The organism is Streptococcus sp. FSL E2-3488, from assembly GCF_038003585.1.
Taxonomy (GTDB): domain Bacteria; phylum Bacillota; class Bacilli; order Lactobacillales; family Streptococcaceae; genus Streptococcus; species Streptococcus thermophilus.
In genome coordinates this window covers 248,754-268,193 of record NZ_JBBOPL010000001.1, presented here as the reverse complement: position 1 = coordinate 268,193, position 19,440 = coordinate 248,754, and the positions used below count along the sequence as shown (strand labels likewise).

19 protein-coding genes are annotated in these 19,440 nt (G+C 40.0%); 3 read left to right on the top strand and 16 right to left on the bottom strand.

Annotated elements, in window-relative coordinates; genetic code table 11:
* Positions 1–2 precede the first annotated feature (2 nt).
* The 5 genes from secA to MHH90_RS01540 form a co-directional block, all read right to left on the bottom strand.
* On the bottom strand, positions 3–2,570 hold the full coding sequence (gene secA, locus MHH90_RS01560) for a preprotein translocase subunit SecA (RefSeq protein ID WP_084830776.1): 2,568 nt from the start codon (positions 2,568–2,570) through the stop codon (positions 3–5).
* 182 nt (positions 2,571–2,752) lie between these two features.
* Entirely contained in the window at positions 2,753–3,013 is a 261-nt protein-coding gene (locus MHH90_RS01555; protein ID WP_014621950.1) for a hypothetical protein, read from the bottom strand.
* 86 nt (positions 3,014–3,099) lie between these two features.
* The gene (gene manA, locus MHH90_RS01550; RefSeq protein WP_011226534.1) at positions 3,100–4,047 is read right to left on the bottom strand and encodes a mannose-6-phosphate isomerase, class I; all 948 of its coding nucleotides are present in this window, start codon (positions 4,045–4,047) and stop codon (positions 3,100–3,102) included.
* 65 nt (positions 4,048–4,112) lie between these two features.
* Complete coding sequence (gene scrK, locus MHH90_RS01545) at positions 4,113–5,006, bottom strand: fructokinase ScrK (RefSeq protein ID WP_100273134.1); 894 nt, start codon at positions 5,004–5,006, stop codon at positions 4,113–4,115.
* A gap of 183 nt (positions 5,007–5,189) precedes the next feature.
* Entirely contained in the window at positions 5,190–7,091 is a 1,902-nt protein-coding gene (locus MHH90_RS01540) for a sucrose-specific PTS transporter subunit IIBC (RefSeq protein ID WP_340725745.1), read from the bottom strand.
* Between the two features lie 248 nt (positions 7,092–7,339).
* On the opposite strand from MHH90_RS01540, the gene MHH90_RS01535 reads away from it, so the two are divergent.
* Together MHH90_RS01535 and MHH90_RS01530 are read left to right on the top strand one after the other, a co-directional pair.
* On the top strand, positions 7,340–8,782 hold the full coding sequence (locus MHH90_RS01535; RefSeq protein WP_101415702.1) for a sucrose-6-phosphate hydrolase: 1,443 nt from the start codon (positions 7,340–7,342) through the stop codon (positions 8,780–8,782).
* A gap of 8 nt (positions 8,783–8,790) precedes the next feature.
* Entirely contained in the window at positions 8,791–9,615 is an 825-nt protein-coding gene (locus MHH90_RS01530) for a LacI family DNA-binding transcriptional regulator (protein WP_340725744.1), read from the top strand.
* Between the two features lie 89 nt (positions 9,616–9,704).
* On the opposite strand, the gene nusB is transcribed toward MHH90_RS01530, so the two are convergent.
* The 11 genes from nusB to uvrA all read right to left on the bottom strand — a co-directional run bounded on the left by nusB (position 9,705) and on the right by uvrA (position 18,145).
* A complete protein-coding gene (gene nusB / locus MHH90_RS01525; RefSeq protein ID WP_002951890.1) occupies positions 9,705–10,139 on the bottom strand; it encodes a transcription antitermination factor NusB in 435 nt (144 codons plus the stop codon).
* Positions 10,132–10,521 (bottom strand): Asp23/Gls24 family envelope stress response protein, encoded by a 390-nt coding sequence (locus MHH90_RS01520; protein ID WP_002951891.1) that lies wholly within the window; start codon positions 10,519–10,521, stop codon positions 10,132–10,134. Before MHH90_RS01520 ends, nusB begins: the two co-directional genes overlap by 8 nt.
* 70 nt (positions 10,522–10,591) lie before the next feature.
* Complete coding sequence (gene efp, locus MHH90_RS01515) at positions 10,592–11,152, bottom strand: elongation factor P (RefSeq protein WP_011227545.1); 561 nt, start codon at positions 11,150–11,152, stop codon at positions 10,592–10,594.
* Positions 11,153–11,264: 112 nt separating this feature from the next.
* Positions 11,265–11,720, bottom strand: coding sequence for a deoxycytidylate deaminase (locus tag MHH90_RS01510; protein ID WP_002951893.1), 456 nt, complete (start codon positions 11,718–11,720; stop codon positions 11,265–11,267).
* Positions 11,721–11,738: 18 nt separating this feature from the next.
* The gene (locus MHH90_RS01505; protein ID WP_011681620.1) at positions 11,739–12,800 is read right to left on the bottom strand and encodes a M24 family metallopeptidase; all 1,062 of its coding nucleotides are present in this window, start codon (positions 12,798–12,800) and stop codon (positions 11,739–11,741) included.
* 187 nt (positions 12,801–12,987) lie between these two features.
* Positions 12,988–13,416 (bottom strand): hypothetical protein, encoded by a 429-nt coding sequence (locus MHH90_RS01500; RefSeq protein ID WP_095559450.1) that lies wholly within the window; start codon positions 13,414–13,416, stop codon positions 12,988–12,990.
* 231 nt (positions 13,417–13,647) lie between these two features.
* Positions 13,648–13,878 (bottom strand): hypothetical protein, encoded by a 231-nt coding sequence (locus tag MHH90_RS01495; protein WP_232694062.1) that lies wholly within the window; start codon positions 13,876–13,878, stop codon positions 13,648–13,650.
* A 145-nt stretch (positions 13,879–14,023) separates the two neighbouring features.
* Positions 14,024–14,392: an ATP-binding cassette domain-containing protein gene (locus tag MHH90_RS01490; RefSeq protein ID WP_231838383.1), complete on the bottom strand. Its 369-nt coding sequence runs from the start codon at positions 14,390–14,392 to the stop codon at positions 14,024–14,026.
* 208 nt (positions 14,393–14,600) lie between these two features.
* Positions 14,601–14,792, bottom strand: a complete 192-nt coding sequence (locus MHH90_RS01485) for a hypothetical protein (protein WP_014727693.1) — start codon at positions 14,790–14,792, stop codon at positions 14,601–14,603.
* Between the two features lie 161 nt (positions 14,793–14,953).
* Positions 14,954–15,157, bottom strand: coding sequence for a DUF3923 family protein (locus tag MHH90_RS01480; protein ID WP_231910741.1), 204 nt, complete (start codon positions 15,155–15,157; stop codon positions 14,954–14,956).
* A 162-nt stretch (positions 15,158–15,319) separates the two neighbouring features.
* A complete protein-coding gene (gene uvrA / locus MHH90_RS01475) occupies positions 15,320–18,145 on the bottom strand; it encodes an excinuclease ABC subunit UvrA (protein WP_011681621.1) in 2,826 nt (941 codons plus the stop codon).
* 302 nt (positions 18,146–18,447) lie between these two features.
* On the opposite strand from uvrA, the gene MHH90_RS01470 reads away from it, so the two are divergent.
* Positions 18,448–19,392 (top strand): magnesium transporter CorA family protein, encoded by a 945-nt coding sequence (locus tag MHH90_RS01470; protein WP_340725743.1) that lies wholly within the window; start codon positions 18,448–18,450, stop codon positions 19,390–19,392.
* Positions 19,393–19,440 lie beyond the last annotated feature (48 nt).

Below are 19,440 nucleotides of genomic sequence, written 5' to 3'. Positions count from 1 at the left end.
AATTACCTATTTCTTTTTATCTTAAACTGTTTACGACCGTGACAATTTTTGAATTTCTTACCAGAGCCACATGGACAGAAGTCATTACGACCAACCTTGCTAAAGTCAATCTCTTGACCATTAGCATCTGCTTGATGTGCTTGAATATTGCCTGTTGCTGTTGTTGAAACACGTTCATTAACATGTTCACGAGATTGTTCGTGGATTTGTGCTTTCATCATCGTACGAGTTACATCATACTCAATAGCACCAATCATATCTTGGAACATCTTGAAACTTTCAGATTGATACTCAACGATTGGGTTGTTTTGCGCATAACCACGCATACCAACGGCGTTACGTAATTGATCAAGGGCATCAATGTGGTCTGTCCACTTATTATCAACAACCATCAAAATCAAGACTTTTTGGAATTCGCGAATAGCCTCCTCTGAACGCAATTTCTTAATTTGACGATCATAAACATTATCTGCTAACTCAGTCAGATAAACCTTGATAGCATCATAATTAACACTACGTTTAGTCACCTCTCCCACTTCTTTTAGATCTTCAAGCGAGATGGCATCCTCAGGAACCAAGGCCTGACGTGCAAAGTTCAAGATACCTTTAAGAGCTTCTTCTTGATCGTTACGACTGTGTCCATCAACCATACGGTTAATAGTACGCTTGATCATAGCCTTGATTTCAGGTTCAAGGTCACGTTCTGCTGTAATAACATCATAACGCTCAGCGTAGATGATTTCACGCTGTTCACGCATAACGTCATCGTACTGAAGGACTTGTTTACGAGTATCGTAGTTATTCCCTTCGACACGTTTTTGAGCTGATTCCACTTGACGGGTCAACATACGTGATTTGATAACAATATCTTCGTCATCAGCGTTCAAACGTTCCAAGACATGCTTGATACGGTCAGAACCGAAACGACGCATCAATTCGTCTTCAAGTGATAGGTAGAATTGAGACTCCCCTGGATCCCCTTGACGTCCCGAACGACCACGCAACTGGTTGTCGATACGACGACTTTCATGACGCTCTGTACCAATGACACAAAGTCCACCAAGCTCCAGAACACCTTCACCAAGTTTGATGTCAGTACCACGACCGGCCATATTGGTCGCAATCGTAACAGCACCACGTTGACCTGCATTCATGATAATATGCGCTTCTTTTTCGTGGTTCTTGGCATTAAGCACTTCGTGAGGAATACCTGCGTCAACCAACATCTTAGAAATCAAGTCAGATGTTTCAACGGCAACCGTACCAATAAGAACTGGTTGCCCCTTCTCATAACGACGCTTAACATCTTGTACCACAGCACGGAATTTAGCATCCAAAGTTGAGTACAGAAGGTCATCATGGTCAATACGTTGAATTGGACGGTTTGTTGGAATTGGGATGACTCGCATGTTATAGATTTCACGGAATTCATCCTCTTCAGTCTTACCAGTACCAGTCATACCTGACAATTTCTTGTACATACGGAACATATTTTGGTAAGTGATTGAGGCAGAAGTCTTGGTTTCCTCTTGGACTGGTACACCTTCTTTAGCCTCAATGGCTTGGTGGAGCCCATCTGAAAAACGACGACCTTCCATGGTACGACCAGTAAATTGGTCAACAATAAGGATTTCTTGCTCAGGACTTACCACGTAGTCAATATCACGCAACATAATGTAGTTGGCACGAAGGGCATTGTCAATATAGTGAGTCAAGGCAACATTGTCAATATCGTACAAATTTTCCAAGTTGAAGAACTCTTCAGCCTTGTCAATACCTGAGTCATTCAAACCAATTGTTTTTGTTGGAATATCAATCGCATAATCATCTTCAGTCAATGTCTTAACAAAAGCATCCGCACGGTGATACAACTGATTAGTTTCTGAACTTACAGGCCCTGATACGATCAATGGTGTACGAGCTTCATCAATAAGAACCGAGTCAACCTCATCGACCAAGGCAAAGTTCAATGGGCGTTGTACCATGTTTTCCTTACGAACAACCATATTATCACGAAGATAGTCGAAACCTACCTCTGAGCTGGTTGAGTAAGTGATGTCACAATTATAAGCTTCACGTTTTTCAGCTGGTGATTTAGATGAAAGGTTGATCCCTACTGACAAACCGAGCCAACTATAAAGCTCACCCATTTCAGTCGCATCACGCTCTGAAAGGTATTCGTTAACGGTGATAACGTGTACACCTTCACCTGAAATAGCATTCAAGTAGACAGGCATTGTCGCAGTAAGGGTTTTCCCTTCCCCTGTACGCATCTCCGCTACGTCACCATAGTGAAGCACAATACCACCCATAATTTGCACACGATATGGGAAAAGTCCAAGGACACGTTTTGCTCCCTCACGAACAACCGCAAATGCCTCCGGCAAGAGCTGATCTAGACTTTCTCCGTTTTGGTATCGTTGTTTAAATTCTTCTGTTTTTGCCTGAAGTTCTTCATCTGAAAGAGCTGCCATTGCATCAGCATAGCTCTCAACTTTCTTGGCAGTTTTTTCTAGTTTTTTAATTTCGCCCTTATCATTTTCAATGATTTTGCGTAATATATTTGCCATCTTTTTTCCTTTCGACAGTCCTTATCTCCGTATTTTACCACAAATGCCCCTTTTAAACAAGAAATCACTCAAGTATTGACAAAGAAAAAAGCCCTAGTTTAAAGGCTTTCACAACAGATTAGCAAATAAACTAAAACTTCTTTATTAGATTCACTGAAAATATCGACAATAACACTTCAAGGCTATCCCTCAATGATTTCTTGATTCTCTAAGAAATCCTCAAAGTCATGTAAGAGATTTTCAAAGGCCTGTTCAAAGAAAGCTCTATCACTACTACTATAATCCTTCATAATCATAGGGCTGGCCTCAAAATCCACGTAAAATTCGTATTCCAGGACACCATTTTCCCAGTAAAATTTGATACTAGGAGAGGCTGTCTTTTCACCACACATATCAGAAATTGCCCGTTGCAAACCATAAATGTGGTCTCCATAGTCTTTCAAACGATAATAAGCTCCCTCAAAATAATAGGATCACCCAATTTCAACACGCTCAAAAAGAGCTGATAATGCTTGTTCATTACTCATACTCAAGCCTCGTTAGGGTGACTGACAATCATCTCTAATTGTCCATCAATTTCCCAATCTGTAACATTATTTGGAAGAAGGAAGTGATCACCTTTTTTTAGACAATAAATGCGTGAATCGACAGTCAAAGTCCCATTACCAGAAAGCACTGAACAGAGCAAATAAGGGGCTGATTGCTTGAAATCAACTAATCCACTGAATTTCCATTTGTATACTGTGAAAAAGGCGTTTGATGTCAAACAAGTCATCTCTAACTGCATGGTCTTAACAGTTGATGGAACACTATTTTGGGGCTCCCCAAGATTCAGAACCTCAAGAGACTGTTGGATGTGAAGCTCACGTTGATTGCCTTGATCATCTCTACGATCAAAGTCATATACACGATAAGTGGTATCGCTAGATTGTTGTGTTTCTAGGATAAGGATACCTGGACCAATAGCATGCATGGTACCGCTTGGTACAAAGAAAAAGTCACCTTTTTTTACAGGCGTTTTCGACAAAAGCCCATCCCAATCACCCGCTTCAATCAAAGTTGCCAGCTCTTCCTTGGTTTGAGCCTTGTGGCCATAGATAATTTCAGCGCCCTCTTCGGCGTCAATAATATACCAACACTCCGTCTTTCCTAGTTCACCTTCATGCTCCATACCATAGGCATCGTCTGGGTGTACCTGCACTGACAGCCAATCATTAGCATCCAAAATCTTTGTCAACAAAGGAAATACACTCGCCTTTGGATGTCCAAAAAGTTCTGGTTTGTCTTTGTAAAGTTCTGCTAGATGAAAACCAGAATACTTCCCGTTCTTGACGTAAGATACACCATTAGGATGAGCAGAGATTGCCCAGTATTCTCCAGTGTGTTCACTAGGAATATCATAACCAAACTCTGTCTTAAGTCGATTACCTCCCCATATTTTTTCATGCATTGGCGAATCTAAAAATAAAGGTTCCATTACATCCTCCTGTATAGAGCAAAACGCCTTAAGATCATGTCTTAAAGCGATTTTACATATTTGGGTTATTTGCGTGAGTATTTGTCAGCTACATCTTTGGCAAGTGCAAAGTTACCAAGTGTCGCAGACCCATTACCTGAAACAGCCGGTGTCACAATATACTCAGTCACGTCTGGCACTGGAAGGTAACCATTCAACAGAGCTGTGAATTTTTCACGGACACGGCGAAGCATGTGTTCTTGTCCCATAACACCACCCCCAAAGACGATAACCTCTGGGCGGTAGAGCACAGTTGCTTGGACAGCAGCTTGAGCAATGTAGTAAGATTGAACATCCCAAACCTCAGAGTTTTGCTCAATCAATTCACCACGAATACCTGTACGGGCTTCAAGCGATGGACCAGCAGCCAAACCTTCCAAACATCCGCGGTGGAATGGACACGTTCCGTTAAATTCATTGGCAACATCATTTGGGTGAAGTGGTACATAGACGTGACCCACCTCAGTATGACCTAAGCCACCAATGAATTCTCCATTTTGAATAGCACCAGCACCAATACCAGTTCCGATAGTGTAATAAACAAGACTCTTAACACCTTTACGAGCAAGTGTTTCACCATAAGCAGATGAATTCACATCAGTCGTAAAGTAGAACGGAACATTAAATTCCTTAGCGATTAAACCAAGAAGGTCTATGTTTGACCAGTGTGGTTTTGGCGTTGAAGTTACAAAACCATATGTTTCTGAATTTGGATCAACATCTATCGGACCAAATGAACCAATAGCGATTCCTTCCAACTGATCTTCATAACGTTTGAAAAATTCAACCGTACGATCAATTGTTTCGTAAGGTGTAGTTGTTGGGAATTGAGTTTTTTCAATGACTTGGAATTTCTCATCACCAACAGCACAAACAAACTTTGTACCACCAGCTTCCAAGCTTCCGTATAGTTTAGCCATATGTAAAGCTAACTCCTTTTATGATTAATAAATAACTATCTTGTCACTATTATAAAGAAAAGCAAGATAAAAGACAATCTAAATAAAAGCATATTTAAGCTGCTACCAACTTGGCTTCATATCACTCTTCTTTATAAAACATTCAACTAAAAAAGCCGAAACAGCTTCGACTTTTCTAGCTTATTATTTAACTGCGATGAAGTCATCACCCTCAGCAACTGAACCAGTTGCTACTGATGAAACATCTTCGTAGTCTGCAGTGTTTGTAACGATAACCATAGTTGTATCGTCAAGACCTGCTTCAGTGATAACTGAGCTATCGAAGGTAGCCAAGACATCACCTTTTTTAACACGTTGATTTGCTTGAACCTTAGCATCAAATCCTTTACCGTCAAGTGAGACAGTATCGATACCGATGTGGATAAGCACTTCAGCACCTTTATCAGATTTTAGACCGTAAGCGTGACCTGTTGGGAAGGCAATTTGCACTTCACCATCAAATGGTGCAACAACTCGGTTACCTGAAGGTTTGATAGCGGAACCTTTACCCATAGCTCCTGAAGAGAAGACTGGGTCATTTACATTTTCCAAAGCTACAACTTCACCTTTAAGTGGTGCAGCAATTGTTTCAGCTTGCAATGCAACTGGAGCAGAACCTGCTGAGGCGATATCTTCAGCAACAACTTCTGTTTGAGCTTCAACCTCTTCCTCTTTATATCCAAAGATCCAAGTAAGAGCGAAACCAAGAGTAAGTGTTACAAGTACCATGATTACATACTTAAGTACTTGACCATTTAGGTAGAGAAGAGTACCAGGAACGATTGTTACACCAAATCCTGTACCAGCAAGGTTAAGGATTGATGCCAACCAACCACCAGCAGCACCAGCGATAAGACCCATGATAAATGGTTTACCGAAACGAAGGTTAACCCCGAAGATAGCTGGTTCAGTGATACCAAGTACTGCTGAAAGACTTGCAGGGAAAGCGAGAGCTTTCAACTTAGAGTCTTTAGTTTTAACACCAACAGCAAGTGTTGCACCAGCTTGAGCAGTCATCGCAGCTGTGATGATAGCGTTAAGTGGGTCTTTACCTGTATTAGAAATAAGGTTAGCTTCAAGCAAGTTGAAAACGTGGTGAACCCCTGTAACGACGATAATTTGGTGAATACCACCTAGAACAAGACCTGCAAGACCAAATGGCAAGGCAAGAATCCACTCTGTACCAGCAAGTACGTAGCTCTCAACTGTGTGGAAGACAGGACCAATGATAAAGAGGGCCAAAGCTGACATCACAGCAAAGACAACAAGTGGACGCAAGAGAAGGTCAAGAACATCTGGAACCCATTTACGAACCCATTGTTCAAACTTAGCACCAATCAAACCTACGAAGAAGGCTGGAAGGACTGAGTTTTGGTAACCAACTACTGGAATAAAGTCAAAGAAGTAAATTGGTTTTGCAGCACCTGATACAACATCCCAAGCATTTGGAAGAACATTGTTAACCATCATCAAACCAAGAACCAAACCAAGAAGTGGTGAACCACCGAAAACGTTAAAGGCTGACCAACAGATCAAGGCTGGGAAGAAGGCAAAGGCTGTATCTGTCAATACAACTGTATAAGTGTAGAAATCAGTAGCAGCGAAGGCTTTAGATGTTGTACCAAAAAGAGCAAGAACTGTATCATTATTGATGGCTCCACGGATACCCATGAAAAGACCAGTCGCTACGATAGCTGGAAGCAATGGAACGAAAACGTCACCGAATGAACGGATGGCACGTTGGAACCAGTTCCCTTGTTTAGCAGCTTCTGCTTTTTGTTCGTCTTTAGATGCTGTTGGAAGACCTTGAGCAACGACTTCGTCGTAAATCTTGTTAACAGTACCTGTACCAAATATCATTTGGTATTGACCTGAGTTAAAGAAAGCACCTTGAACTTTTTCAATATTCTCAGCTTTTTCTTTATTGATTTTGTTTTCATCTTTAACCATAACACGTAGACGTGTCGCACAGTGAGCAACACTGTTAACATTTTCACGTCCACCGAGGGCTTCGATGACTTCTTTTGCAATTTGTTTGTAATCCATTTGCAAAATTCTCCTTAATAAAATTTGTTTTTGAAAACGTTTCGCTTTTCTTTACGATATCAATTTTAACATCTTTAACAAAATTTGTTTTTGAAAACGTTTCACTTTTCTTTACGATATTAATTTTAACATCTTTCTGTCATATGTCAAACGTTTAGCATTTTTTTGTTTTCTTATTATAAATCGTTGATTTTTCTAGGTAAAACGTTTACTATATTACTAACAAATAAATTAGGAGATTATTAAATATGAATCTACCAACAGAAGTTCGTTACCGTCCATACACAGATTGGATAGACGGAGAAAAAACAAAGATTAAAGAGAATGTTGGCAAATCACCTTGGCGTGCAAGCTACCATATTGAACCAGAAACAGGACTTCTAAATGACCCAAACGGTTTTTCTTACTTTAATGGTAAGTTCCAACTTTTCTATCAAAGTTGGCCATTTGGAGCCGCTCATGGTTTGAAACAATGGGTTCATACTGAATCTGAAGATTTGGTTCACTTTACAGAAACTGGTGTCAAACTCTTGCCAGATCATGAAAATGACAGCCACGGTGCCTACTCAGGTTCTGCTTATCAAATCGGTGATAAACTTTTTATCTTCTATACAGGTAATGTCCGTGATGAAAACTGGATTCGCGATCCACGTCAAATCGGTGCCTGGATGGATAAAAACTACAAAATCAAAAAAATCGACAAGGTTCTTATCAAAAAACCTACTGACGTTACTGAGCACTTCCGTGACCCTCAAATCTTCGATTACAAGGGACAATTTTATGCTATCATAGGTGCTCAAAACCATAATAAACAAGGTTTCATCAAATTTTACAAAGCAGTTGATAATGATGTCGAAAACTGGGTTGAGGTTGGAGACCTCGACTTTGGTGGCACTGGCTCAGAATACATGATTGAGTGTCCAAATATTGTCTTTGTAGATGGCAAACCTGTTCTTCTTTATTGCCCACAAGGTCTTGATAAAGCTGAACTCGACTATAACAATATTTATCCTAATACTTATAAGATTTTCCAAGATTTCGACCCTGAGAAAGCTGCCCTTGTTGGTGGTACACCAATCATCAACTTGGACTACGGGTTCGAAGCTTATGCTACTCAAGGATTTAGCACTCCTGATGGTCGTGCGCTTATTGTTAGCTGGATTGGTCTCCCAGACGTGGACTATCCAACTGACAAATACGACTACCAAGGTGCTATGAGCTTGGTTAAAGAATTATCTATCAAAGATGGAAAACTCTACCAATACCCAGTAGAAGCTATTACAAGCTTACGTACTAGACAAGAAGATTTCTCTGAAAAAACGGCAACAACTAACACTTACGAGCTTGAACTTAACTTCCAAGCTAACACTCAAACAGAACTTGTCCTCTTCGCAGACCAAGAAGGAAATGGCTTATCACTTACCGTTGATACTGCAAAAGGAAAAGTTATCCTTGACCGTTCTAAAGCTGGCGAACAGTACGCTACAGACTTTGGCACAAGTCGTGAATGCACTCTTGATGCCGGACAAGCTGCAACAGCAAACATCTTTGTGGATAACTCAATTGTTGAAATTTTCTTCAATAAAGGTGAGAAAGTCTTCACTAGCCGCGTCTTCCCAAGTGCTGAACAAACTGGTATCAAAGTAGCATCAGGGAACGTTTCTGGTCACTACTTCGACTTAAAATACTAGGGTGATTTATGGTCGCAAAGCTTACTGACGTTGCCGAACTGGCTGGTGTGAGCCCAACCACAGTTTCCCGCGTCATAAACAAAAAGGGCTACCTCTCACAAAAAACCATTGACAAAGTACACGCTGCCATGCAGGAGCTGAATTACAAGCCTAATAATTTGGCTCGAGGTCTCAAAGGAAAATCAGCCAAGCTCGTTGGCTTGATTTTTCCAAATATTTCCAACATTTTTTACGCTGAGCTTATCGAACGACTTGAGGACGAGCTCTTTAAGCAGGGTTATAAAACCATCATTTGTAACAGTGAGCATGATCCCAACAAGGAAAAGGACTATTTGGAAATGCTTTCCGCCAACCAATGTGATGGTATCATCTCGTCTTCTCACAATCTTGGTATAGAAGATTATGAAAAGGTTGAAGCTCCTATCATTGCCTTCGACCGTAATCTGGCCCCAAAGATTCCTATTATCTCATCTGATAACTTTGAAGGAGGAAAATTAGCCGCAAAAACCTTGGTCAAGGCCGGTTGTCAGCGTATTGTCATGATTACAGGTAATGATAATTCAGATTCCCCAACTGGACTCCGTCAACTTGGATTTAATTACGAATTGAATAAACAGGGTATTGTCTGTCCTGTCCCAAATGACTTAAAAATCATCGGTTACGACGGTACTGCCTTTATCCGACACTTCTATCCAGAGCTAACAACCATCCAACAGCCTTTGGATGAAATTGCTAAACTTTGTGTCGAAATTCTATTGAAGAAAATCAAAGGCGAAATAGTCAGTCGTGATTATGTGCTACCAATAAATTTGATTTCTGGTTCCAGTATATAAATAAAAGTCGCAAGAAGTCTGTACTTGCGACTTTTTCTTGAGCTTAGTTATCAAAAAAAGAAGTTGAAACAGCAATCAACTTCTTTTTCTTATGCTTCATCTGTCACGAACTGACTAAGAACACCATTAATGAACTTAGCAGATGTTTTATCAGAATATTTTTTAGCAATTTCAATAATTTCATTGATAGCCACACGTCCTGGTGTCTCTTCAAAAGACGTGATTTCATAAAGCCCCAAACGAAGGAGGGTACGGTCTGTCATAATCAAACGTGAGAGACTCCAACCTTCTTTCAATTTTTCTTCAATTTGACTATCCAGTTGAGGCAACTCTTCACGAACACCTGTTACTAGACTAAGTAAAAAAGATGGTAGATCAACTTCTGTTTCTTCATCAATTGGCTTGTCGTAAGTGTAAGCAAAATAGGCTTGATCTAAAGCTTCGCCACCAAACTCCAGGGCAAACAGCGTTTGAAAAGCACGCTCACGAAGGTCACGACGTGAATCTTTAAAGATATTAGTCATTCAAAAAATCCTCGTTAAACAATTCAGCCAAGTCTGGTTTTTGTGACTTTTCAGTGACAATAGATTCAACGTGAACGTTTACTTCTGAAATTAACACTTCGGCCATATCGTAGACAGCTGTTTTAATAGCTTTTTGAATTTCAATTGAAACCGCAGGCACATTAACGCCATACTGAAGGGAAACGTAGATATCAACGTTTACTGTACCATCTTCCTCAGTTTGAAGATAAACACCACGTCCCAAGCTTGTTTTGCTGAGACCATCCGTAACGTTTTTGTTTTGAAGGGCGTAAACACCGTCCACTTTAGTTGCAGCGATACCAGTAATCACCTCAAGAACACGAGGGGCAATTACGATTTCACCGATATTTTCTGTAGTCATCGCATATTTCCTTTCCGTTAGTTTGGAAAATAAATCTTTCAAACCAGTGGTTCGAAAGACTTAGTTAGGCTTAGGCACGTGATACGTAAGTACCTTCAACTGTGTTGATAACCAATTTTTGACCAGCTTCGATAAAGTCTGGAACGTTAACCACAAGACCAGTTTCAAGTGTTGCAGGTTTACCTGAACCTGTAACTGTTGCACCTTTGATTGATGGTTGTGTTTCAGTAACTGTCAATTCAACAGTTGTTGGTACTTGCACACCGATAACTTCTGTTCCGTAGAATTGGATTTTTACGTCTGAGTTTTCAAGGATAAATTTCAATTCTTCTTGAACGTTGACTACTGGAATTTCATATTGATCATATGTTTCAGTATTCATGAAGTATGCAGTATCATCCATTTGGTACAAGTATTGTGCTGGTACTGTTTCGATGATCGCTTGTTCAAATTTCTCTTCTGGACGGTAGCTGGTGTCAAAAGTTGAACCTGAGCGGACATCACGCAATTTCATACGCATGATTGTGTTACCTTTACCAGGTTTGTGGTGACTAGCTTCAAGAACTTTGAGCAATTTGCCATCATTTGTTACGAAAGTCATACCCGCACGGAGTTTACTTGCTTCAATCATTATTAAATACCTCTTTGTAAAAATTATTATCAGTTTATTTTACCATAAATGACAGCATGGCTCAAATATTTTATAGAATCAAACCTAAACCCTAGGATTTTCCAAGGAGAATCTAGTCATCCATCCCCAAGTGTACCTCTGGAACATCATGTTGCACATAAGAGACTCCCTTTTGTTCCATCAACTCAATCGCAAAGGCGTGGGGGCGATAATTAGCCTTATAAGTAATCTTAACAACGCCAGCCTGAAGGAGAGCTTTAGTGCAGTTAATACAAGGGAAATGCGTCACATAGATTTCTGTATTTTTAGTAGAAATCCCCTCTTTGGCACACTGGATAAGAGCGTTCATCTCCGCATGGACCGTACGAATACAATGACCATCTTCCATGTAGTGACCTACCTCATTACAGTTATCTGCCTCAGAGACTCCACCGTTATAACCTGTAGCAATAATACGCTTGTCCTTGACCAAAACAGCACCAACAAAAGCACGATCACAGGTAGAACGCTTAGAAATCAGCTCTGCATTAGCCATAAAATAGTCTTGCCAAGATAGACGGTTTGTCATAAAGTATTCCTCCAAATCTTAGAGCACAATCAATTCCTTAGGTGCAAGCGTAATCACTTCGCAACCATTCTCAGTAATAATGATATCATCTTCAATACGAACACCGTATTTGTCAGCCAAATAAATACCTGGTTCATCCGTCAAGACCATACCAGCTTCGATAGTCTCATCAGAATTACCGAAGTAAGGAATCTCGTGAATGTCAAGACCGATACCATGCCCGATACCATGTGTAAAGTAATCACCATAACCCGCTTCAACAATAACATCACGCGCAACCTTATCATAATCACGACGCGTCATGCCAGCTTTAGTTGCATCAATCAAAGATCGATTTGAACGTAAGACGATATCATAAATTTCACGCTCCTCGTCAGTCGTTTCACCAATATGGATAGTACGAGTCATATCACTAACATAATGATTGTAGTAACAACCAAAGTCCATAGTCAAAGTTTCTCCTGACTGGATGACCTTGTCTGAAGCAACACCGTGAGGCATAGCTGAACGGTAACCTGAAGCAATGATAGACTCAAAGGAAATACCTGAAGCTCCATATTCACGCATACGGAAATCTAGGAAGTTAGCCACTTGTAGTTCTGTTGTTTGACCTGGTTTGATAAAATCAAGAACATCTGTAAAGGCACGATCTGAGATAGAACAAGCCTTACGGATAGTTGCCAATTCTTTCTCATCCTTAATCATACGCAACTCTTCCATGAAGTTGGTTTGCGGTGACAAGGTATAGCCTTCAAAAATCGCTTGAAGAGCTTGATAATAAGCGAATGACACCTGATTGTCAAAGCCTATTGTCTCAAGTTTATCTACCTCGACAAATTTAACGATATCTTTTAGTGGATCCTTACTTTCGATAATATCAAAGCCGTGTACAGATTGTTTGGCAATAAGCGTATAACGTGAATCAGTTAAAAAGAGACGACGATTTTTCGTAATGAAAACAGTCGCATTTGTCCCCCAGAAATCCGTCAAATAGTAAATATTATTTTGTCCTGTCACCAACAAGGCATCTAGGCCTGATTGGACAAGTTTAGCATCAAATCGCTCAAGTCTACGTTGCATTTGAATGACCCCTTTGTATTTTAGGTTAATTATATCAAATTTTCAGATTTTAAAGAACGAAGTTGATGCTTTGGCGTGTTTTTTTGATGGCATTAATAAAAAGCCAGATGAAACTCTGACTTTATAAGTACTATACATAGGCTCGCTTTTCGTAAATGGCTGGCGTCAAAAGGAGCAAAAATAGGGTTCAAGCAAACAAAACAAAGGCATCACGAAGACTAAAGAACTGTTGACCACTAGTAAAGACCGCTCGCATAAAACTCAGCGAAACGTAAGTCATTAGATTAGTCATAGTATCTCCTAAACTAGCCAAATAGAGTGTAAAGAAGGTCATTCCTGTTACCCCAAAATAGACTGTTACAAAAGCTGTTAAGGTATTCTTTAAAAGTAAGATAATCAAAGTTGAAACCATATAAACAAAAGTCCCATAAGCTAGAAAATAAACATAGATTTGTCTGACATAAACCCACAAAGGAAAATTGACATGCTGCACATAGTACTTGTAAAAAATCAACTCTAAAGCCAAGATAGTAGCTGCAAATATAGATAAAATAAGGAAGCTCAGAAGCTTTCGGAGAATCACTTCCCGACCAGATAAGTCACTCACCCGAATCATATTAATCGTTCAATTCTGAAATTCTCTTCCCAAACTGGATAAAGCTAAGTAAGCAAAGACAATATCCACCACACCATGATAGAATAGCTAGCTAAAATCGCAGATAGTCCAAGATAAGATCCCTTGTAACCATCACATAAGATAACAATCGCACCAATCAGCCCTAGCAATACAAGACAAATAAAGGCACTCTTTGTCACACATTCTTGCTTTAAAAATACCGTTTTCAATCTAGTCGCCATAAAAAAGTACCTCACTCAATCCCGCTTTTTCATATGTGAAAAGAATTCCCCCTTGTCCCAAAACCTGTTTGATCTTTTCTATTCCTTTAACCAGAATATCATTCTTTTGACGTTCAAAAGCAAGGTCATTTAGTTTTAGTAGGGTCATCAAAGACTTCATGCTTAAATCCTCAGTGTAAATTTTATATTTGGCATTCGCATCATCATCCAAACAAATCAATTTGTGATTCTTCAACAAATAGTTTTTTGTACAAACCTGTTAAAGATTTGATAAGATGTGACTGGAAATAATAAAAGTTAGACCATGATTTTTAGCTATCCTTTCAATCAAGATTAAAAGACTATTGATACCATTGGCATCCAAGCTAGGTAGGCTCATCAAGAAGAATAAATTCATCTGATGCAATTAAAGCAATAAACAAACCTACACGTTGCTTCATACCCAAGGACAATTTGGAAGCCTTGCGTTTGAGATAGGTTGCTACCTCTAAATCTTCTTTATCGCAATCAATCGATGAATAATCTTTATGATAAAGTCTGCAATAAAACTTAAGGTTAGCCTCAAACGTCATGTTGGGATATAGAGCTGGAGCTTCAATCAAGACACCCACAGTTTTAGTATTTAAGTCAATAGTTCCATTAGGTCTCTCTAAGATACCCGAAATTAATTTCATTAAGGTCGTCTTTCCTGCACCATTATTGCCAATCAGACCAGCAATATTCCCCTTTTTCAAGGTTAGAGAGATATTATCCAAGACAGGTTGCTTTCCAAAATTGTAGTTTACCCCTCTACCTCTAGTACTGTAATGTATTTCCTTTCTTTGCTTAATTATATTTTAAATATAAATCTTTAACATCCAAGTGAACTATTCACTTGGACGATGAAAACTTATAACAATTCTTCTTCATTAATTCTCATAAACATAAATATTTTCCAATATGCTATCTTATTTTTCTTAGTTTTAGAATCTCAACCGCAATATAACTTACCGGCTCTACTCCATAGCCAATATCATATGGTACATTTCCTCCAACAATTTCAGAAAGCTTATCAATAGACAAACCATCAAATTTATTCATTGTCATTACATCCATATTTTTCTTCTCCATATCTGGTCCTTTCAAAGGTGTCATTCTAATCCCTGATAACTCTAAAAATAGCTGTTCTTGAGTAATCTTTTAGATGAGATTTGAAGCCAAAAAAATACAGCTACTCTCTTATTTTTAGCAGCTAATTTTATAGAGCTTGACTTTATTATAGAATCTCCCTTATCAAAAAAATAGTGACATAGATGTCACCATAAATAGCTACGAAAAAACAAGTCCTTATATGACTTGTCCAACAATCTGCTTATTTTACGATGTCTCATAATAAGAAACAAAATCATTTCAAAAAGGAGAAGACTAACATAAACTCCAGAAACGTAAAGTAAGGTTTGCCATTTATCCGTTATTGATTCAAAACGACCATGATGATCAACTGTACGAATACTAATCAAAAGACAAATATCTAGAAATAGGACTAGAAAAATACCGTTAAATCATATGAAAAAACGCTTTTTAACCATAGTGTGACTCTTTTGTTTTTTCTTAACCGTAGAATAGCAAACTCAACTTAAACCAGACTAAAGCAAAAAAAGACTCAGAGAGCCCTTTTCACTTTATTTCAATTTTTCTTTCAAATATTGTCCTGTATAGCTTTTGGGAACGGCTACTACCTCTTCTGGAGTCCCTGTAGCTACGATAGTACCTCCACCAACACCACCTTCAGGACCCAAATCAATGATATGGTCTGCTGTCTTAATAACATCCAGATTGTGCTCAATCACGAGAACCGTGTTACCATCGTCCACAAAACGCTGAAGCACCTTCAAGAGACGAGCAATGTCATCTGTATGGAGACCAGTCGTAGGCTCATCGAGAATGTAGAAAGACTTCCCAGTAGAGCGTTTGTGAAGTTCACTAGCCAGTTTCATACGCTGTGCCTCACCACCTGATAGGGTTGTTGCTGATTGCCCCAAAGTCACATACCCGAGCCCCACATCCTTGATTGTCTGCACCTTACGAGCAATCTTAGGGATAGCCGCAAAGAAATCAACCGCGTCATCAACTGTCATATCCAGAATTTCAGCAATATTCTTCCCTTTATAACGAACTTCTAAGGTCTCAGAATTATAGCGTGTGCCATGGCAAACCTCACAAGGTACATAAACATCAGGCAAGAAGTGCATCTCAATCTTGATAATCCCATCACCAGAGCAGGCTTCACAACGGCCACCTTTGACATTGAAAGAGAAACGTCCCTTCTTATAACCGCGAATCTTGGCCTCATTGGTTTGAGCAAAAAGATCGCGAATATCGTCGAAGACGCCTGTGTAGGTTGCAGGGTTGGAACGTGGAGTACGCCCGATTGGACTTTGATCAATATCAATCAAACGCTCGATATTCTCGATTCCAGTCACCGATTTATGTTTCCCAGGTTTCTCACTGTTTCGATTAAGCTCTTGGGCAATCTTTTTCTTGAGAATACTGTTAACCAAAGTTGACTTTCCAGAACCAGAAACGCCTGTCACTGCGATTAATTTTCCAAGTGGGAACTTGACAGACACATTTTTAAGATTATTTTCACTGGCTCCTTTAACCTCGATAAAACAGCCGTTTCCTACACGGCGTTCCGTCGGTACAGGAATTGATTTAGCACCTGACAGGTACTGACCAGTAATTGATTTCTTATTTCTAGCAACTGCTTCTGGGGTTCCTGAAGCTATGATTTGTCCACCAAAGGCACCGGCGCCAGGTCCTACATCGATAAGCCAGTCAGCTTCACGCATGGTATCTTCATCATGCTCCACCACAATTAAGGTATTGCCCAAATCACGCATCTTTTTAAGACTTGAAATCAAGCGATCATTATCACGCTGATGAAGACCTATAGAGGGCTCATCCAAAACATAAAGGACTCCAGAAAGGTTGGAGCCAATCTGTGTCGCCAAACGGATACGCTGACTCTCACCACCTGAAAGTGTTCCGGCCATACGAGAGAGAGTCAAGTAATTAAGGCCGACATTGTTTAAGAAAGTCAGACGATCCTTGATTTCCTTGATAATTGGACGGGCAATCATTTCTTCATTCTCACCTAATTCAAGGCGATCTATTTCTTGAAGATGATCAGAAATAGACAGCTCAGAAATTTGACCAATATTTAAGCCATCCTCACCACCAACACGAACCGAGAGTGCTGCTTCGTTAAGACGATAGCCATGACAAGTTGGACATGACAGTTCATTCATATAACCACGCATGACATTGCGGGTGAAATCACTGTTAGTCTCATGATAGCGTCGATTGATATTAGTCACAACCCCTTCAAAAGGAATGTCAATATCACGCACCCTACCAAAATCATTAACATAATGGAAATGGAACTCGCGGTCACCAGATCCGTAGAGAATCAAATCTTGTTCTTCTTTTTTAAGATTTTCAAATGGCGTATCCATATCCACGCCAAACTGTTCCATGGCCTGCTCAAGCATGGCAGGATAGTAGTTGGATGAGATAGGATTCCAAGGCGCTAGTGCACCTTCACGCAAGGTCTTACTAGGGTCAGGAATGACCAAATCAATATCAACTTCTAGTTTATTTCCTAAACCGTCACAGGTCGGACAAGAACCAAATGGCGCATTGAAGGAAAAGAGACGCGGCTCCAACTCAGGCACTGTAAAACCACAAACTGGACAAGAATAATGCTCCGAGTAGAGCAATTCATTATCATCCATAGTATCCACAATCAAGTAGCCATCCGCTAAACGTAGCGCTGCCTCGACTGAGTCAAAGAGACGACTACGGATACCTTCCTTATTAACCAAACGGTCCACAACCACCTCAATATTATGCATCTTCGACTTGGATAGCTCAGGGACTTCCGTCACATCGTATATCTCACCATCCACACGAACACGAACATAACCGTCCTTCTGCACGCGCTCAAAAATCGCCTTGTGTTGCCCCTTTCGACGACGGACAATCGGCGCTAAAATCTGCATACGTGTCCGTTCAGGAAGGGCTAAAACCTCATCTACAATCTGTTCCACTGATGACGACTTAATGGCTCCATGCCCATTGATACAATAAGGCACACCCACACGCGCATAAAGGAGACGAAGATAGTCATTAATCTCCGTTACAGTTCCCACAGTCGAACGAGGGTTCTTACTCGTTGTTTTCTGATCAATGGAGATGGCAGGACTCAAGCCATCAATCGAGTCCACATCAGGTTTCTCCATATTTCCCAAGAATTGGCGGGCATAAGCTGAGAGACTTTCAACATAACGGCGCTGACCCTCTGCATAAATTGTATCAAAAGCCAAAGAAGACTTACCAGACCCCGACAACCCCGTCACGACGACGAGCTTGTCACGAGGAATCTCTACATCAATATTTTTTAAATTGTGAGCTCTTGCTCCGCGAATCACTAACTTATCTTGCATATTTTTAAGAGGCCTAGACCTAAAGCCACTGCCACTCCTTTCTACAGACGGATGGGAACACCATCCCTAGTCTCTTTCATAATTATAACAAAATTTCAATTTATCCAACCCAAAAATGTTTCAAATATAGTATAATGGTTGAGTGTGTAAAAAAGGCAAAGAGAATAGTCTCTAGGCCTCAATTGATATCACTAAAAAGCTAAGAGCTGCTTATTTATCTGACTTTTTCTGGTCCAAAAACGGACAAGACATTTTCAGATAATAACGCCAACACTTAACGAATGACAAAGGAGGGGTTCCCATTGAAACAAATGTTCTTATCCACCGGAAAAGAATTCAAAGAAATTGAAACATTCGAGCCTGGTGCTTGGATTCATTTGATAAACCCTTCCCAGGAAGAAGCCTTAAAGGTTGCAGAACGTTTTAACATTGATATCCAAGATCTCCGCGCCCCTCTGGACGTGGAAGAAACATCACGTATCGATGTCGAAGATGACTACACCCTAATCCTGGTCGACATCCCAACCCAAGAAGAGCGTAATAACAAAAGTTATTACGTTACCATTCCATTGGGTATCATCGTTACCGATGAGGTAGTCGTAACTACCTGCCTCGAGAACATCAGCCTTATGGACGACTTCCTCAATCACCGTGTACGTAACTTCTATACCTTCATGAAGACACGCTTTGTCTTCCAAATTCTCTATCGCAATGCTCAACATTACCTAACCGCCCTACGTTCTATCGACCGTCAAAACGATAAATTGGAAGCTCAGTTGGAAAATTCGACAAAGAATGAACACTTGATTGACATGATGGAATTGGAAAAATCCATTGTCTATCTAAAAGCCTCACTTAAGATGAATGAGCGAATTGTCAAAAAACTAACAGGTAATGCCTCTAGCTTGAAGAAATATATCGAGGACGAGGATCTCTTGGAAGATACCTTAGTCGAAACCCAACAGGCCATTGAGATGGCAGGCATCTATGAAAATGTCTTGAACGCCATGACCGAAACCTCAGCCTCTATCATCAATAACAACCAGAACACTATCATGAAAACACTCGCTCTCATGACTATGGCTCTGGACATCCCAACCGTTATCTTCTCCGCTTACGGTATGAACTTTAAAAACAATTCTATACCACTAAACGATTTAGATAACGCCTTTTGGATCATTTTCTTCATTGCGGCTTTCGGGTCATCTTGCGTTGTTATCTACTTTATCAGAAAAAAATGGTTCTAACATAGAGCCCCTCTTCTTTTCTCTAAACTTCAACACTAAAAATAATAT

Excerpts from the sequence above, each read along its gene's own strand:
- secA (WP_084830776.1), bottom strand. The coding sequence starts at position 2,570 with ATGGCAAATATATTACGCAAAATCATTGAAAATGATAAGGGCGAAATT.
- manA (WP_011226534.1), bottom strand. The coding sequence starts at position 4,047 with ATGGAACCTTTATTTTTAGATTCGCCAATGCATGAAAAAATATGGGGA.
- scrK (WP_100273134.1), bottom strand. The coding sequence starts at position 5,006 with ATGGCTAAACTATACGGAAGCTTGGAAGCTGGTGGTACAAAGTTTGTT.
- MHH90_RS01540 (WP_340725745.1), bottom strand. The coding sequence starts at position 7,091 with ATGGATTACAAACAAATTGCAAAAGAAGTCATCGAAGCCCTCGGTGGA.
- MHH90_RS01535 (WP_101415702.1), top strand. The coding sequence starts at position 7,340 with ATGAATCTACCAACAGAAGTTCGTTACCGTCCATACACAGATTGGATA.
- MHH90_RS01530 (WP_340725744.1), top strand. The coding sequence starts at position 8,791 with ATGGTCGCAAAGCTTACTGACGTTGCCGAACTGGCTGGTGTGAGCCCA.
- nusB (WP_002951890.1), bottom strand. The coding sequence starts at position 10,139 with ATGACTAATATCTTTAAAGATTCACGTCGTGACCTTCGTGAGCGTGCT.
- MHH90_RS01520 (WP_002951891.1), bottom strand. The coding sequence starts at position 10,521 with ATGACTACAGAAAATATCGGTGAAATCGTAATTGCCCCTCGTGTTCTT.
- efp (WP_011227545.1), bottom strand. The coding sequence starts at position 11,152 with ATGATTGAAGCAAGTAAACTCCGTGCGGGTATGACTTTCGTAACAAAT.
- MHH90_RS01510 (WP_002951893.1), bottom strand. The coding sequence starts at position 11,720 with ATGACAAACCGTCTATCTTGGCAAGACTATTTTATGGCTAATGCAGAG.
- MHH90_RS01505 (WP_011681620.1), bottom strand. The coding sequence starts at position 12,800 with ATGCAACGTAGACTTGAGCGATTTGATGCTAAACTTGTCCAATCAGGC.
- MHH90_RS01500 (WP_095559450.1), bottom strand. The coding sequence starts at position 13,416 with ATGATTCGGGTGAGTGACTTATCTGGTCGGGAAGTGATTCTCCGAAAG.
- MHH90_RS01485 (WP_014727693.1), bottom strand. The coding sequence starts at position 14,792 with ATGACACCTTTGAAAGGACCAGATATGGAGAAGAAAAATATGGATGTA.
- uvrA (WP_011681621.1), bottom strand. The coding sequence starts at position 18,145 with ATGCAAGATAAGTTAGTGATTCGCGGAGCAAGAGCTCACAATTTAAAA.